Source organism: Marisediminitalea alba (assembly GCF_002993365.1).
GTDB classification, from domain to species: Bacteria; Pseudomonadota; Gammaproteobacteria; order Enterobacterales; family Alteromonadaceae; genus Alteromonas; species Alteromonas alba.
The window spans coordinates 1-15,382 of sequence record NZ_PVNP01000117.1 but is presented as its reverse complement, the minus strand read 5'-3'; the positions used below and the strand labels follow the sequence as shown (position 1 = coordinate 15,382).

Here is a 15,382-nt window from a genome sequence, read left to right as displayed (position 1 = left end):
TTAGCTTATCCTAACACCGCAGCAACGCTGTGGCGCAAAACCTCAAGCGAATGAGTCTCAAACCAGGGATTGCGCGCCTGCCAGCGGTTATTGCGCCCCGATGGATGCGGTAGCGCGTATGCATTACCTGGTGACTTTGTGGTGAAACGTACTGCCTTGGTAAGGGTTTTATGTTCGGGCAAATAATATTGCTGAGCATAGCGGCCAATGTATAGCGTAAGCGCGGGGGTTAATTGCGCCTGCACTTTGGCATGCCAGGTTAAAGCGCAAATTTTAGGCGGCGGCGCATCCGCGCCATTTTTACAGCCTGGAAAGCAAAACGCCATGGGCAAGTGGGTAAAGGCCGGCGAATAAAACTGCTCACGGTTAACACCCAGCCAACCGCGCAACTTATCGCCACTGGCATCATTCCAGGGTTGGCTGCTGTCGTGTGCTTTTATTCCCGGTGCCTGTCCAATGATCAGGATGCGAGCCTGTTCCTCAATTTGCACAATTGGCCGCGGTGGATAGGGCAGGTTACCGGCACAAAGTGCACAGCTTCGAATCTCTGTTAGCAGTGAGTCGGCCGGGGGGGTCATGGTTTGCCTCCCTGAGCGATAGCGGTCAGATCCTGCTGTAGCGACTGGGTAAGCCAGTCAGTCATAGAGCGAAGACGTTTGGTTTGCAGTTTAACCGGTGCATACAGTAAGTGTACTGGCAGCGGGTGAGGTTCGTAATCGGGCAGTAAAATCTGCAAGTCACCACGCTTAACGGCGTCACTAACCTGATAATGTAAAAAGCGGCAATAACCCACGCCGGCAATGCAGGCATCGAGCGCAGCATCTACCTGATTGGTTATTAAGCGGGTTTGCATGGCCACTGACATCAGTTTAATGCCATGCTGAAAATGCCAGTCTTCGGGGTTATCCAGCACACTCAGGTGAACACAGGGCTGGCCAGCGATATCCTGCGGGTGTTCAGGCGCTGTTTGTCCGGCCATAAAGTCAGGGCTGGCGCACAGCACATGACGCATTGAGCCTAATTGCCGCGCCACTAAATCATGGTTGCCGATGCGACCAATGCGCAAGGCGATATCAATCCCTTCACTAAGCATGTCCACCGGGCGGTCGAGTAACACCAGGTTGACCTGCATTTTTTGGTACTGGTTGAGGTAGGCGTTAATTTTAGGTGCGACGTGGCGTTTACCAAAAGTCACCGGCGCAGTTACCGTAACTTTGCCCAGGGGTTCGGCCTGGCGATCAATGAGCATACTTTCGGCGTCATTCACCTCGGCCAGTATTGTACGGCAGCGCAGATAGTATTCTCGCCCCTCATCGGTAATGGCAATTTGCCGGGTGTTGCGATTAAACAGTCGCACTTTCAGGTGCTCTTCCAACGCGGCAAGCGTGCGCACTACCGAAGTAAGTGAGGTTTCCAGACTGTTGGCAGCCGCCGTTAAGCTGCCCATATCAGCAATCTCAACAAAGACTTTCATGGCTTTTAATTTGTCCATACTGGCCTTATTAGTGCGAAAAACGGTTTACAGAAATTAAATATCGCATATTTTTTGCGAAAAACAGACAAGTTAAGGTGGTTTTTGAGTGATTTAACCTTCTTTTAACATGGAGAGAAAGCATGAAATTGTACGATCTTGAGCTGTCCGGAAATTGTTATAAAGTTCGGCTGTTTGCCGCCCTGGCTAATATTGAGCTGGAAATTGTGCCGGTGGATTTTATGGCCGGTGAACACAAAAGTTCAGTTATGCTGGCTTTAAACCCATTTGGCCAGCTACCAGTGTTAGAACATGGAGAAGTTGTGTTGCGCGACTCCCAGGCAATGCTGGTGTATCTCGCTCGCCTGTATGATCTTGAGAGCTGGTTACCGTCCGACCCACAGCAAATGGCCGAAGTACAGCAATGGCTGTCTACCGCGGCCAACGAAATTCAACACGGCCCGAATGTGGCCCGACTGGTGGACAAGTTTGGCTTTGAATTTGATAAGCCAACCGCACTGGACATTTCAGCCGGTATCCTGACGTTACTGAACGACCATCTGGCCGAGCATGACTGGCTGGCGCTCGGGCACCCAACCATTGCCGACTGCGCCGTGATGCCATACGTAGCCATTGCACCAGAGGGCGGTATTTCTCTGGATGATTACCCGCATATCCTGGCCTGGATCGATCGCATCAAGCAGCTCCCCGGCTTTATTGGTATGCCAGGGCAGGTTTAGCAGGGATAGACGCTGGAAGGGTAGGGAATTGTTACAGTTGTGGTTACAGGGTTGGTTGAACAAAATAACTGAAACGCTTATTTTCAAAAAAGCCTCCCGAAACAGCGGGAGGTTTTTTGTATGTTAAGAAAGCTATTTAATAACAGTTGTTTGCGTGGTTTATTTGATGTAATGAAGTGCCGTCAGGCACAAAATTAATTTGTTAGGTTTAGGCTGCACATATAACTATTTATAAAATCAATGTCAGGTATTCGCTCATTTTTTGGAAATTCTGTAATAAATATTGTATGTTTCCAATCGTAGTTACAATTAATAGTACCCTTCATCTATTACAAAGCGTGGTAAATACGTATGTCACAACAAGATAGCAATGCTCTGAACACTTCACGTGATGATAACGCAATCCAGGATCGTTCTATTGTTGAAGAACTAGCCGATGCAAAAAAAGAAATCAATGATCTCAAAATGCAGATTATGTGGATGGAACGCCATTACGAGTAAAGTTTAATTGCTGGTTATCGCCGGTATAGTATCACACCACATTTCAGCGCAGCGACAGCATTCATAATGCCTTGGTTTATTAAGTCTGCGCTTTATATAAACGATTAGCGTTAGCGACTGTCGTTACAGACTTTCGTTGCGAAGTGCTAGCGATTTAAATCCCAGCTCTGTATTTGACTAATATAAACACCATCCCAAAAAAATTATAACGCCAAGAACTGTCTAGTCTGCGGTGTTTGTATTCATGTGCTAACTAAGACTGCTTTGAGCGAATTGCGGAAGTAAGCTGCATGTTCTCTTTATGAACAGGAACACTCTGTAACAGGTATTCAAAAAACGATGTGAGCTGCCAATTTGCCACTCTCATGTTGCGTTAATTTTTAGTTCTTCTCAGCTTCATTGCGAAATCTACATGCCAGTTAAGCCCTTTAAAAAACTGCAAACCTGCTTGGGCAGAGCAAGATTATCTTCTATCAGCAAAATCGACAGTGGTGTACTCATGATTTTTCCCTTTGAAATCGTTAAAACTTAGCCATCATGATGACCCCAAGCTACCGACCATACTGCCAAACTTAACCTGATCACCTGCTAATGCATAAACGCAGGCGCACCTTCTCATCAATGGAGGACTCTACGCTGCTTCAAACAGATCTTAAGCGTAAAGTAACCAGGGTGAAATTAAGGTATATAAACAGTCTAATCTTTACATCTGGTTGAGATAGTCACTAAACAGGTAGATAGATTTGATAGAACAGATTACTGCAGATAAAGCTATGAAAGATTAACACTCGCAAAGCAGGCAAAAAAAAACCGCCATTTGATGGCGGTTTCTTCTGGATTTAAGCACAACTAATTGTGATTAGTTTACCCTGAAATTAACTCCGATCAGTTAACTTTTCGACGGAGACCCATACCAATCAAAGCTAGAGACAATAAAGCGATAGAAGATGGCGCTGGTGCGCCTACCACTGGCTCTTCATCAGCTTCAACTGTATTAAAGGTCACGTTATCTATTACTTCAGCCAAACCAGTTGTGCCAGTTTCATAAATAAAAGTCGCTCTGTTAAAGCTGCCAAAACCACTAGCGATAATAGTTTCATCAGCAATGTCGTTTTTATTGTAAACAAGTTCAACTAATCCAACTTGCAAGGCATCGTTGAATAACGTTAAAACAGCTGTTGTTTCCGGGAAGCCAGGATCATCGTTACCAAACACCAACGACAGATAATCAACATAAACACTAAAGTCCAGTGAAACGCCAGTATCAGCCCCAAAAACACCCAAGGCATTGCCGATTGACTGATGACCATAATCACGAATGGACAATTCTTCACCACTGAATGTTAACAGGTCTGAGTCAACACTTGAATAACTCGCTCCTTTAGTGCCAGTCAAATCCGCTTCAAAATCAAGAGTAACAAGCGCAGCATTTGCTGAACTTACTACCAACAACAGACTTACTACAGAAACAAACTTTTTAATAAACATAACTTTCTCCTGACTATTATGGTAGGTTTAAAGCAAACTTTAGGCCAAAATTTAAATCGTTTAATTTCAATAGCTTAACTAAGAATTGGCTTTCAGAAGCAGCGTATTGTAAAATTAACTGACATAAAATATTTGTTTTTTTCGAGACCAATTAATCCGGCTTTTCGAATATTCAGAGATAAAAATAGGATCTGTTAATCCTTATTAGCAGATCACTAATACATGTTCGAAAATTGCCAAAGGCATCGGGTTTACTAACCACAACAGCCACATTAGTAGTAAAGCAAAGAGTCGTTTTCTCATCACTGCGTCTCCTCATATGAAAACCCCAGTGTAAATATGCAAAGGTGAAATCAGGGTGATATAGACGATACTTTAAGAAACTTTGGCCTTCTCTTTGAAATAGTCCTTCAAATGACACTCCACATATTGAGGAGCGTCCATATTAGTCACCATGGTGGTCATAAAAAACTCCAGAGGGCCATAAAATGTAGAAGGTGTGAAGGCCCGAAGCCCCCATAACACAGCGCTACGGATCCAATCCGGAATATGAACAATTTTTTCAGGCTGATTGATGGCGAAGGACTACTACCGCGGAGCGGTTTAGTCCTTTGACCAAACAATAGAAGACTTCTTCAGCATAAAGCCATAAAGACCTTTCAATTAGATATGCCTCTAACTGGCGCTTTTGTTAAACTTGAGCTCTGTTCTAAAGGATAGACATAACCGAGCAAGAGCTGAGTAAGCCTAAGAGGAACCATCTGTGCTATTAGCCGAATTTCACCTGCAAGCGGTGAATATCATTCAGATATTAAGCCTGTTCACCGGCTTGCTTGGTGTTGGTTTACTGGCGGGCGAACGGCGCTATAACGGTCTTGTTCTGGCGCTGTTAATGCAGAGCCTGATGATGGGCTTTAATTTATATGAAGAACTCAATGCTGGCGCCGTTGGCTGGTATATTACGCCTGCTTTCAGCCTGTCGTTGGGGCCCCTTTTTTATCTTTTAGTGCGGGTGTTACTGGTTCCCGAGCAACCCTTAACTTATCGTGACAGCGCTCACTTTTTACCAACGCTGATGGCACTACCTTTAACACCCTATCTGCAGTGGATGTTGCTGGCCGGTGCAGTTAGCCAACTGATTTATTTTGCGCTGGCATTCAGGTGGTTGAAACGCTATCACGCTGCCATGGCCGAACGTGAAGCCGATACTGAGAGCAAAGGCTTGCACTGGCTGTTCAATACGCTGGTGGTACTGCTGGTATTGCTGATCCTGGACATGGTGCGGGTGAATTTGCAGAGCGTTACTACCGAGCCCTTTCGCAGTACCTGGTATTTGCTCGATCAGAGCGCGTTTTTACTGGTGTTGTGTGTTGCGATTGTCGGGCTTATTAGGCAACCGGCGTTGTTTAACGGGCTCAGTGAGGTTGAGCAAACTAACGCTGAACCAGCGCCTCATGAAGACAGTCAGGCCGCGGCTATTTTTCAGGCGCTGGATAGTCAGATCCGCGAACAACAATGGTATTGTCAGCCGCGTATTTGTTTGCAGGATATTGCCGGTTATACTGGTCTTTCGGTAAAAGACATTTCCTGGTCAATTAATACCGGTGGCGGCATGAGCTTTGCCGACTACATCAATCAACTGCGTATCAACCGGGTGGCCGAGTTGGCCAAATCCACGCCAGATAAAACCTTGCTTGAGCTCGCCATGGACGCTGGCTTTAGTTCTAAATCGTCATTTAATGCGGTATTTAAAAAACACACCGGCAAAACGCCAGGCCAGTATCTTACGCCTTTACGGGCGAGGGATTAAGGGCTGATGTACAGAGTTTTTGAGGGGCCAAAATAGCGTTTAACAGGTGCAGAATCCTGATTCTGGTCGCCTCGTGGCCAGCGCTGACACAAAGTAGCTCCATACAAATTCAATCGGAGCATTCAATGCGAACCTCAAGCGTTAATTTTATTCCTATCAAAGCGATTGGCCTGTCGGTTTTGTTTATCTGCAGCATTCTTTTGCTGTCGGTTACCTTACTGGCAGTTTATGTTCATTACGAACACGGCAGTACCTCCTTAACATTGATCCGTCCGCAAAGTCATATTCTGACTAATGTGAATGTGCTAACGCTGGAAGAGGAACCGGTGCTGAGCGATCAGGCGGTGATCATCCGTGATGGCCGGATAGAAACAGTGCAATCATCAGCATTACCACTGCCTGAGGATTTGCCGGTAGTGAACGGTAATGGCCGTTTTGTATTGGCCGGCCTGATCGATTTACATGTGCACGTGCTTGACCGTAGCTATGCCAAAATGGCCCTTGCCACCGGGGTTACCACGATGCGTAATATGGGCGGCTATCGCTATCATCTAAAGTGGCGTAACGAACTGGAGCAGGGCGACTGGTTTGGTAGTCAACTGGTGCTTTCGTCACCCATTTTTAATAGTGTGGAACAGGGTGATCCTTTATCACACTTTACTGTGAATAGCCCGCAAAGGGCTCGTCAGGCTGTGCGTGACTATATCAATCAGGGCTATGATTTTATCAAAGTGTACGAAGGGCTCCATGCCGAGGTGTATGAGGCGGTGCTGGATGAAGCGATGCAGCTTGGTGTATCGGTGGCTGGTCATCCTTCTTACGATTTGATGCAACAAAATCTGGCCGCACATGCCAGTCTGGCAAGCTTTGAACATGTGGAAGAAGTGTTCGACGGATTTTTACAACAGCAACGTAATCCCCAAAAAGTAATGCTTGCTGCTGATTTTCTGCGAGAGAATCAGGTACCACTTATTCCAACGCTGGCCGTAAATCAGGAGCTCACCTTACTTAGCATCCAAAAACAGGCTTATCTGGCGCAGCAGGATATCAATGCGATCAATCCTTTTGCGCGCCTGGTTTATGAGCAGACTTCCTTTCAGCGCTGGTTAGGGTCATCTGCGGAGCTGGGCGAGTATAACCGAGAAGTGGATGACTACCTCAATGAGTTAACTTTCAGCCTTTATGAACAGGGCGTCACCCTGGCGCTTGGCTCCGATGCAGGAGCTCTGGTGGACGTTCCGGGGCCGGCAACTATTCGGGAGGCGTTGCTGATGATTGAGGCGGGTATTCCTGTAAAAGAGGTATTGCGAAGCGCCACCATCAATGCAGCAGAGGTATTAAACCGCAGTAATGAACTGGGCAGAGTGGCAAGGGGGTATCGCGCCGATTTGGTGGTGTACAACGAAGATCCATTGTCTACTCCTGACACGTTACAACAACCACAACTGGTTTTTCAGAATGGCCGGTTATTTACCCGGACAGAACTAATGACGCTGCAGAACGAAGGTCGTCAGCACAGTTCGTTACTGGTAAGTGTGAGCAGACATCTGATTCATCTTTTGCTGGACTGAAATGGCTATGCCCGCTTTACAACCGAATCAAAATAAACCATATTGGTGCATTGAGCAGTCTTATTCGAGTCGAAAGGATGTTAGCAAGTATAAGTTTCGCCCAGCGTCAGCGTTTGGCTTACATTGATTTTTGTTTGTTGTTTAAAGGGGCGATCTACCGTCAGGACTTGATCAACCGTTTTGAAGTGGGCTTGTCGGCAGGCTCCCGCGATTTTAATTTATACAAGGAAATGGCGCCGGACAACCTGGAATATGACTCCCGGGAAAAGCGCTATTTTCAAACCAGCCAGTTTAAGCCGTTATTTGAACATGACGCCCAGCGTACGCTAACTAAACTGGCCAATGATATTTCTGATGGCTTTGATGCCATTGGCGATATTCACTTTCCGGTGGAAGCACCGTCGAGCCTCAATGTGCCGGATATTTTTATTGTCGCCAAACTGGTCCAGGCCATTTTAAATAATCGCGCAGTGAGTGTGATTTATACGTCCTTGTCGAGTGGCTCTGCTGCCCGGGAACTGGTGCCTCATGCGATTGTGGATAATGGCCTGCGTTGGCATGTGCGCGCTTTTGATCGTAAAAGTCAGAGTTTCCGTGATTTCGTGCTGACCCGTGTCAGTAAGGTCACCCTAAAATCAGAACCCGCCGCCAATGAACTGGCTGAGTACGACAGCGAGTGGCATCGAATGATCCCATTACAACTGGTGCCGCATCCAAAGAACGTGAGTTTTCCCACTGCCATTGAAATGGATTACGGAATGGAAAACAGCCAGTTGCTGATAAACGTGCGAGCCGCCATGGCGGGCTATTTACTGCGCCGCTGGAATGTAGACTGCACCGAGCGCGGCACGCTGGAAGGAGCCGAGTATCAACTGTGGTTACAGAACCGGTTTACATTACGTGACGTGGATAATCTGGCCATTGCGCCTGGCTACGCAGAGCTGAAATAAGTGGCTGGCGGGAGACTGGCTCCCGCCGGTTGATTAGCCCGCCAGGGTGGCACGAATTACCTTTTTGTTGATTTTACCCACAGACGTTTTGGGAATTTCATCAACCAGGGTGATGTGCTCTGGCACTGCCCATTTTGAAATGTGTCCGGATTCAACGAACTGCTGCAGGTGTTGCTGAATATCACCGGCGCTAAGCTCGTTGTTACTGGCAACCACCATAGCATGAGGGCGTTCTCCCCATTTTTCATCCGGCATGCCCACCACGGCAACTGCCGCAACATCCGGGTGCTGACTGATAAGATCTTCCAGCTCGATAGATGAAAGCCATTCACCACCGGTTTTGATAACGTCTTTAATCCGGTCCTTAATTTCTACAAAGCCGTCGGGATGGACGCTCGCCACGTCGCCGGTATGCAGCCTTCCGCCTTCCCAGAGCTCTTCCTGTTTGGCCGGCTCTTTATGATATCCCTGAGTGAGCCAGGGCGTTTGTACAGTAATTTCACCCACATCACTGCCATTGTGTTGCGCGGGTTTGCCGGAGGGCTCTTCTATGCGCAAATCAACCAGGTTGGACGCCACGCCGGTAAGAGTTCTGTATTTAAGCTGTTCCTCGGCCGGCAGCGCCCGTTGCGTTTTATTTAAGTGGGTAACAGTAAGCAGCGGGCAGGTTTCCGACATGCCGTAGGCAGAATAAATATCAGCTCCTTTGTCCATGGCTGCTTTGGCCAGCCCTTTCGGTAGCGCACTGCCGCCAATCAGGATCTTCCAGCCATCCAGCCGCGTTTCATGGCCTTTTTCGCAGCCCAGCAGCATTTGCAAAATAGTCGGCACACAGTGCGAAAAATCCACCTTGTATTGCTGTATCAGGTCAACCAACAGATTGGGCTCATACCGTCCCGGATAAATTTGCGTGCAGTTGAGCATCACTGCCGCATAGGGTACGCCCCAGGCATGCACATGAAACATTGGTGTGATGGGCATATAAACCGAATTAGAACGCAGTAATGGTAAGCCTTCATAACTGCCCAGCATGCCCACCATATTGATGGTATGCAGCACTAACTGACGATGGCTGAAATACACACCTTTGGGATTACCGGTAGTGCCTGTGGTGTAAAAAGTGGTGGCGACACTGTTTTCATCAAAATCGGGAAAATCGCATTCGCTGCTCTGTTCTGCCAATAATGATTCGTATTCGCCAAGCACACTCATATTGGGCGTGGCGGGCGGCGTGCCGCCGTCACTCAAACGAATGTAGCCTTGTACGGTGGGCAGCTGCGCCGCCAGCTGATCGGCAAGGGGGAGAAAATCATCGTGTACCAGCACCAGTTTATCTTCGGCGTGATTCATGGTGTAGGCCACCTGTTCGGGTGACAATCGAATATTTACATGATGCAAAATGGCGCCCAGCATGGGCACAGCAAAATAGCATTCAAGGTAGCGGTGGCTGTCCCAGTCCATCACCGCAACCGTATCACCGGCTTCCACTCCGGCGGCTTTCAGCGCATTGGCCAGTTGCTGCACCCGCCGGGTAAACTCACTATAGCTAAAAGATTGCTCGCCGCGGTAAATGATCTGGTTGTCAGGTTCAAAGCGGCCGGCTGAGGCAAAGATTTGTTTAATCAGAAGAGGGTAGGCGTGGGCATTTTCTGCCCCTTGAAGAATTTTTACAGGCATCACACGGCTCCGGTGTTTAACGGGTTGTTTTGTAATAGTGTTGTTTTAAAAATGTTAACAAGCAAGAGGTTGGCGTGTTAGGATTTATGATTGGCGTATAAAGATAATTTTGGCTGTATAAGCTGCGCCCACAAACCTCAGGATAACCGTGTGAAAGACTACAACATCGCGCAATCTCATAGTGTTATCGGCAGCTGGCCGCTGGTTATCAGCAGAGCAATGAATGCTTATCAGATTGACGGTCAGAGTCTGCTTAGCCGTGTAGGGATAGATCCTGTCCAGGCTGCTCAACCCGAAACCCGCTATTCTCTTGCCGAGCTAAATCGTTTGTGGCGTCTGGTAGAGAGTCTGACTCAGGATGAAGCGGTAGGGCTAACCGTAGCCCGATTTGTCCGGCCCACCTCCTGGCAGGCGCTGGGTTTTGCTATTTGGGCCAGTAACACGCTGATGGCTGGTTTTGAGCGGCTGGCAGTTAATTTCCGGATGTTTGCCGATTACGGTAAGCTCCAGGTAAGTGAGTCGGATAATCAGGTCGATATTAGCCTGCACAGAAGTCTTACTGTTGAACACTGGTGCGCGGCTGAGACCGACGCCTTTGTGGGCACCTGTATGCTTACCGCCAGGCATATTTTTGAGCCCGGCTTAGTGCCGTTGCAGGTGTCGCTTAGTCGTCCGCAACCCACTGACCCAACGCCATGGCAGCGTGTGTTTAAGTGCCCGGTGTTTTTTAATGCGGCCCACGACACGATATCGTTTAGTGAAGCGGTGATGCATCAGCCGTTATTAACTGCCAGTCCTGAGCTTGCTGCTCAAAATGACGCGCTGGTAGTCGATTATCTGGCGCGCTTTGATCGCAGCGATCTGCGCGGCCAACTGGAGTCATTGCTGTTAAATAACCTGCCACTGGGCACACTAACCCTTGTGCAGGCGGCACAACGCCTTGGGCTGAGTTCGCGTACCTTGCAGCGACGATTGGCCGACAAAGGCAGTAGCTTCCAGATTGTGGTGGATGCCCTGCGCAGTCGGCAGGCGTTATTATGGGTAGAAACCGGTCATTTACCATTAAGTGAAGTAGGCTACCGATTAGGTTTTAGCAATGCCGGCAATTTTACCCGTGCATTCAAACGTTGGTATCAGCAAAGCCCGAAACAACGGCGCCGGCAAGCTTTAACTGGCTGACCTGCCTGCGGTTTCTTATCCTAAAGGATGATGCGTAATTAACTAGTTTAGCTTGCACCATATCACTCCTGTGCATAGAGTTTAGGAGGGTAAGTTTTATACAGCAGCCTGGGAAAGAGATTTGTTACGATACTTTATGATAATGCTTGCGGCATTCGCCGCATTGGTAGCCTGGCCGGTGGCAAGTGAAATCGGTGCCAAAAAAGTCATTGTTGGTGCACAGTTAACCGGGCTTTTTCACATTCCCGGCGAACACCAAGGCCCCGGGGTTTACCACGAAATTCTCCAGCGTGCACTGGTAGAAAGCGGGCTGGCCGACCAGGTTGAGATCATTGTTATGCCCATGTCCAGGGCCAAACGCGGATTTGTGAATAAGCAATTTGCCTGTTATGCGCCGGGGATTGCAACCTTTGACCTAGAGGACGCCAGCCTCGATTTGCAGGATGTATTGATCAGTGTGCCGTTAAATAAGGCCATGGTGCGAGTGATTTCTCGCGATGAACAACATTTAGTAAGACAGGCCAGTGATATTCCCAATCATGCAGTGCTAAGCATCGTGCGTGGTACGCCTTTGAGCAGTGAAATGCAGGGGGTTGCCGATCGCGTGATGCACCTGTTTGAGGTTAGCAGCGAAACGGAAAATGTGCAGATGCTGAATGATAATAAAGTCGATTACATCTTTTCGTTTTATCCGGATGTGTTGTTTGCCTACGAGGAATTGGGGATGTCTGAGCTTCCCTATGCCGAAGAGTATTCGCCACTGACTATGCGCGATACGTTAATTTGCCACCCGGGCCATCAACCCCTGTTTAATGCCATCAATAAAAAGCTTGGGGAGTTTGCCCAAAGCGGGTTGTTAAAACAGATGCTGGGTGACTTAAACATGTTTGCCGAGTCTCAGGGGCCCGGCAATCGGTAACGGCGGTTAATCTTTTTGATTTTTTAACTGCTCTTCTGCGTAGCCCTTCGGCGGCGGTGTCCAGCCTCGTCGCTTGGAATGGTTGTCGTGGAGATCGGATTTCAGCGCGTCATCGATAAGTTGTTGTAACTCCATAAACAGCTCACGGTAGTTATTATCAAAACGCACGCCACTGGCATCGTCTTTCCAGGCTTCATACAGCACGTCACTTTGCTGGGCTTCTATATCGCGGTAAGCGTGCTTTTGCCGCTCGGCCTGAAACGGATGTACACCCATTGAACGGAGTGCCTGAGCGCCCATTTCCAGCGCCGAATGATAAGTTTCAGAAATCAGGTAGTCAGCACCCGCCTGGCGTAACCGGTAGCTATGTCCACGGTCAAAGGCGCGCACCAGAAGCTTAAGCTCCGGATGGGCTAATTTTACGTACTTCACCATTTCAACGGCGGTTTCCCGATCGTCTATGGCAATTACCATTAAGCTGGCCTGTTTAATGCCGGCGGTGTCGAGCATACCCGGTTTCGAGGCGTCACCAAAATAGGCCTGAGTGCCAATCTGGCGCATCAGATCGACCTGCTCTGAGCGAATATCCAGGATGACGGTTTTAAAATCGTTAGCGACCAGTAAGCGGTTAACGATTTGCCCGAAGCGGCCGATGCCGGCAATAATCACACTGCCTTTATCGTCTATCGTGTCATGCTGGCGGCTGCCGCTGCCATGCATGTAGCGGGGCATAATGACCCGTTCAAATAAGATAAACAGCCCCGGCGTTAAAAACATCGACAAGGCTACCACTAACTGCAATAACGCAATCAAATCGGTGGCCAGTACATTGTTCTGGGCCGCGAAGCTAATTAATACAAAACCAAATTCACCGGCCTGGGCCAGGCTCAGCGTTAGCAGCCAGCGATTGCTGCCTTTCAAATCAAACAGCAGAGCAATCACAAACAGTACCAGCGCTTTTAACACCATCACCCCAAGGGTGATACTGATGATCAGAACCCAATTTTCAAAGAGCGTAGCAAAGTGAATACCAGCACCTACAGTGATAAAGAAAAGTCCCAGCAGCAACCCTTTAAACGGCTCAATATTGGCTTTAAGTTCGTGACGAAATTCACTGTTGGCCAGCACTACGCCGGCCAGAAAAGCGCCCAGGGCAGGGGACAGACCAACCAGCCCCATTAAAGCGGCAATGCCGATAACCAGCATCAACGCAGTGGCCGTAAAAATTTCACGCAGTCCCGAGGACGCCACAAAGCGAAACAGCGGCCGGCTCAGGTAATGGCCCCCAACGGTGACAAACACAATAGAGGCAATAATAACCAAGCCGTACAACCAGCCCGGCAGGCCCTCCACCAGACTGTCGCCATGACCGGCGTTCTGACCAGCAGTCTCATTAATCGCACTCGCCAGTTCGGGTAGTGCCAATAACGGGATAAGCGCCAGCATCGGAATGACGGCGATGTCCTGGAACAACAGAATAGAAAAGGCTCCCTTGGCTCCCTCGGTTTGTTGCAGGCCTTTTTCCTGAAAGGTTTGCAGTACAATAGCGGTGGAGGATAACGCGAAAATAAGACCAATAGTCAGCGCCACCTGCCAACTCAGGCCAGCTATCATGGCGATGCCGGTGATAACCGCCGAGGTTAGCAGTAACTGTAACCCGCCCAGGCCCAGCAAGCGCAGCTTCATGTGCCATAATGCTTTGGGCTCAAGCTCCATCCCCACTAAAAACAGCATCATGACCACGCCAAATTCAGCAAAGTGCTGGATGGCGTTGGTTTCCTCGCCAACCAGGCCGAGCACCGGGCCAATTATCAGTCCGGCAATTAAGTAGCCCAGAACCGAGCCCAGGCCGAATCGTTTGGCAACCGGCACCGCAACAACCGCCGCCAGTAAATAAATAAACGCCTGAAGAAAGTAACCGGTCATTTGTGCAGATCCTGCTCGTCAAAATAGCGGGTGAGGTTTTCTAGCTGACGCGCTTTAGTGATATCCAGAGTGTCTTGTGCCAGGCTATCCAGCAGTTTTGTCCACACGGCTGAGTGCAGTGTGATGCGGTGCTCTTCCTTTGCGGTGCGGGATCCAAATAAGGCAAAAGGGGCCAGGAAGGTGAGCTGAGTAATACTGGCCATTTGTTCCAGTGGTTGCAGTAACTGGCGCAGGGTAAAGTGATTAAACCCATCGGTTTGGTACGCTTCTTCGCGCCCGCCAGCCGACACCGCACATAAAAATTGCTTACCCTTAAGTGCATCGCCCCCTTTGCCATAGGCGAATCCGTATTCAAGCACCAGATCCTGCCACTCTTTTAACAGTGCCGGGGTGGAGTACCAGTACATGGGGAACTGAAAAATAATCACATCGTGCTCAAGCAAACGCTGTTGTTCTCGCTCGATACTGATATTAAAGTCCGGATACTCGGCATATAAATCTACCGCCGTTACCGCCGTATGCTTTTTTGCGGCGTTAAACAGAACACTGTTGACCTCCGATCTCGCCTGCGAGGGATGCGCAAACAATAACAGAATATGGCGGGAGGGTGAGCTTGCTTCAGTAGACATTCAGGGTCCGGTACATAAATGAGTCAGCTTAAAAAATGAGGCTTTTGTCAGGATTATTCAAGTCTTACCACAAGCTACCATTTCCCTTCCGGTTGTTAAACTTATCAAAGAATTGGAAATGAAAAGAAACGGCGTTGTAAAAGCTGCCTGCAGGGCGTTGAATCAAGTAAAAAATGGCATATCTTACTCGTATTAAGCATAGAATTACTTTGCATACATAACGTATAATGCAAGCCATCAAACATAAAAAGCAATGGCTATGTTCTGCTAAATTGTTGCTATACTGTATATGAATACAGTTATTGAGGGTTGATCATGATCCCAGCACAATTTACAAAGCTTATAGCCGAGTTAGAACACTTAACAGATAGTCAAACCCGTTATGTTGAGAAGCTGCTGAAAGGCACTGATAGCGTCTCACAGTTGATAACAGAGCTTGAGGAGCGGATGGTTGAAAACCCTGAATGTCCGCACTGCCATAGCTCACTGATCAATCGGCACGGCAAGGTAAACAAGATGCA

General features: G+C 48.4%; 13 protein-coding genes and 1 pseudogene. 8 read left to right on the top strand and 6 right to left on the bottom strand.

Annotated elements, in window-relative coordinates; all coding sequences use genetic code 11:
* Positions 1–5: 5 nt before the first annotated feature.
* Together C6Y40_RS11495 and C6Y40_RS11490 are read right to left on the bottom strand one after the other, a co-directional pair.
* Positions 6–578 carry a uracil-DNA glycosylase family protein gene (locus C6Y40_RS11495; RefSeq protein WP_105934713.1) on the bottom strand — a complete coding sequence of 191 codons (573 nt, stop codon included), beginning with the start codon at positions 576–578 and terminating at the stop codon, positions 6–8.
* On the bottom strand, positions 575–1,492 hold the full coding sequence (locus C6Y40_RS11490) for a LysR family transcriptional regulator (protein ID WP_105934712.1): 918 nt from the start codon (positions 1,490–1,492) through the stop codon (positions 575–577). Before C6Y40_RS11490 ends, C6Y40_RS11495 begins: the two co-directional genes overlap by 4 nt.
* 122 nt (positions 1,493–1,614) lie before the next feature.
* Here C6Y40_RS11490 and C6Y40_RS11485 point away from each other — a divergent pair, with 122 nt between their 5' ends.
* The gene (locus C6Y40_RS11485; protein ID WP_105934711.1) at positions 1,615–2,211 is read left to right on the top strand and encodes a glutathione S-transferase family protein; all 597 of its coding nucleotides are present in this window, start codon (positions 1,615–1,617) and stop codon (positions 2,209–2,211) included.
* Between the two features lie 351 nt (positions 2,212–2,562).
* Complete coding sequence (locus tag C6Y40_RS24750; protein WP_164464534.1) at positions 2,563–2,712, top strand: hypothetical protein; 150 nt, start codon at positions 2,563–2,565, stop codon at positions 2,710–2,712.
* An 885-nt stretch (positions 2,713–3,597) separates the two neighbouring features.
* Here C6Y40_RS24750 and C6Y40_RS11480 read toward each other — a convergent pair.
* A complete protein-coding gene (locus C6Y40_RS11480) occupies positions 3,598–4,200 on the bottom strand; it encodes a PEP-CTERM sorting domain-containing protein (protein ID WP_105934710.1) in 603 nt (200 codons plus the stop codon).
* Between the two features lie 763 nt (positions 4,201–4,963).
* On the opposite strand from C6Y40_RS11480, the gene C6Y40_RS11475 reads away from it, so the two are divergent.
* The 3 genes from C6Y40_RS11475 (at position 4,964) to C6Y40_RS11465 (ending at position 8,531) form a co-directional block, all read left to right on the top strand.
* Positions 4,964–6,010: a helix-turn-helix domain-containing protein gene (locus C6Y40_RS11475; protein ID WP_105934709.1), complete on the top strand. Its 1,047-nt coding sequence runs from the start codon at positions 4,964–4,966 to the stop codon at positions 6,008–6,010.
* A gap of 125 nt (positions 6,011–6,135) precedes the next feature.
* Positions 6,136–7,581, top strand: a complete 1,446-nt coding sequence (locus C6Y40_RS11470) for an amidohydrolase family protein (protein WP_105934708.1) — start codon at positions 6,136–6,138, stop codon at positions 7,579–7,581.
* A gap of 77 nt (positions 7,582–7,658) precedes the next feature.
* Positions 7,659–8,531 carry a WYL domain-containing protein gene (locus tag C6Y40_RS11465; protein ID WP_105934707.1) on the top strand — a complete coding sequence of 291 codons (873 nt, stop codon included), beginning with the start codon at positions 7,659–7,661 and terminating at the stop codon, positions 8,529–8,531.
* A 33-nt stretch (positions 8,532–8,564) separates the two neighbouring features.
* Here C6Y40_RS11465 and C6Y40_RS11460 read toward each other — a convergent pair whose 3' ends face one another.
* Positions 8,565–10,208 (bottom strand): fatty acid--CoA ligase, encoded by a 1,644-nt coding sequence (locus tag C6Y40_RS11460; protein ID WP_240621926.1) that lies wholly within the window; start codon positions 10,206–10,208, stop codon positions 8,565–8,567.
* A 150-nt stretch (positions 10,209–10,358) separates the two neighbouring features.
* Between C6Y40_RS11460 and C6Y40_RS11455 the strand changes: the two genes are divergently transcribed.
* Both C6Y40_RS11455 and C6Y40_RS11450 read left to right on the top strand, forming a co-directional pair.
* Positions 10,359–11,387, top strand: a complete 1,029-nt coding sequence (locus C6Y40_RS11455) for an AraC family transcriptional regulator (RefSeq protein WP_146129553.1) — start codon at positions 10,359–10,361, stop codon at positions 11,385–11,387.
* A gap of 136 nt (positions 11,388–11,523) precedes the next feature.
* Positions 11,524–12,306, top strand: a complete 783-nt coding sequence (locus C6Y40_RS11450) for a type 2 periplasmic-binding domain-containing protein (RefSeq protein WP_105934704.1) — start codon at positions 11,524–11,526, stop codon at positions 12,304–12,306.
* 6 nt (positions 12,307–12,312) lie between these two features.
* On the opposite strand, the gene C6Y40_RS11445 is transcribed toward C6Y40_RS11450, so the two are convergent.
* Positions 12,313–14,232 carry a monovalent cation:proton antiporter-2 (CPA2) family protein gene (locus tag C6Y40_RS11445; RefSeq protein WP_105934703.1) on the bottom strand — a complete coding sequence of 640 codons (1,920 nt, stop codon included), beginning with the start codon at positions 14,230–14,232 and terminating at the stop codon, positions 12,313–12,315.
* Positions 14,229–14,861 carry an NAD(P)H-dependent oxidoreductase gene (locus C6Y40_RS11440; protein WP_105934702.1) on the bottom strand — a complete coding sequence of 211 codons (633 nt, stop codon included), beginning with the start codon at positions 14,859–14,861 and terminating at the stop codon, positions 14,229–14,231. The genes C6Y40_RS11445 and C6Y40_RS11440 overlap by 4 nt, the downstream gene beginning before the upstream one ends.
* Positions 14,862–15,176: 315 nt before the next feature.
* Between C6Y40_RS11440 and C6Y40_RS11435 the strand changes: the two are divergent.
* Positions 15,177–15,382: pseudogene (locus tag C6Y40_RS11435) on the top strand (IS1595 family transposase); the annotation flags it as partial.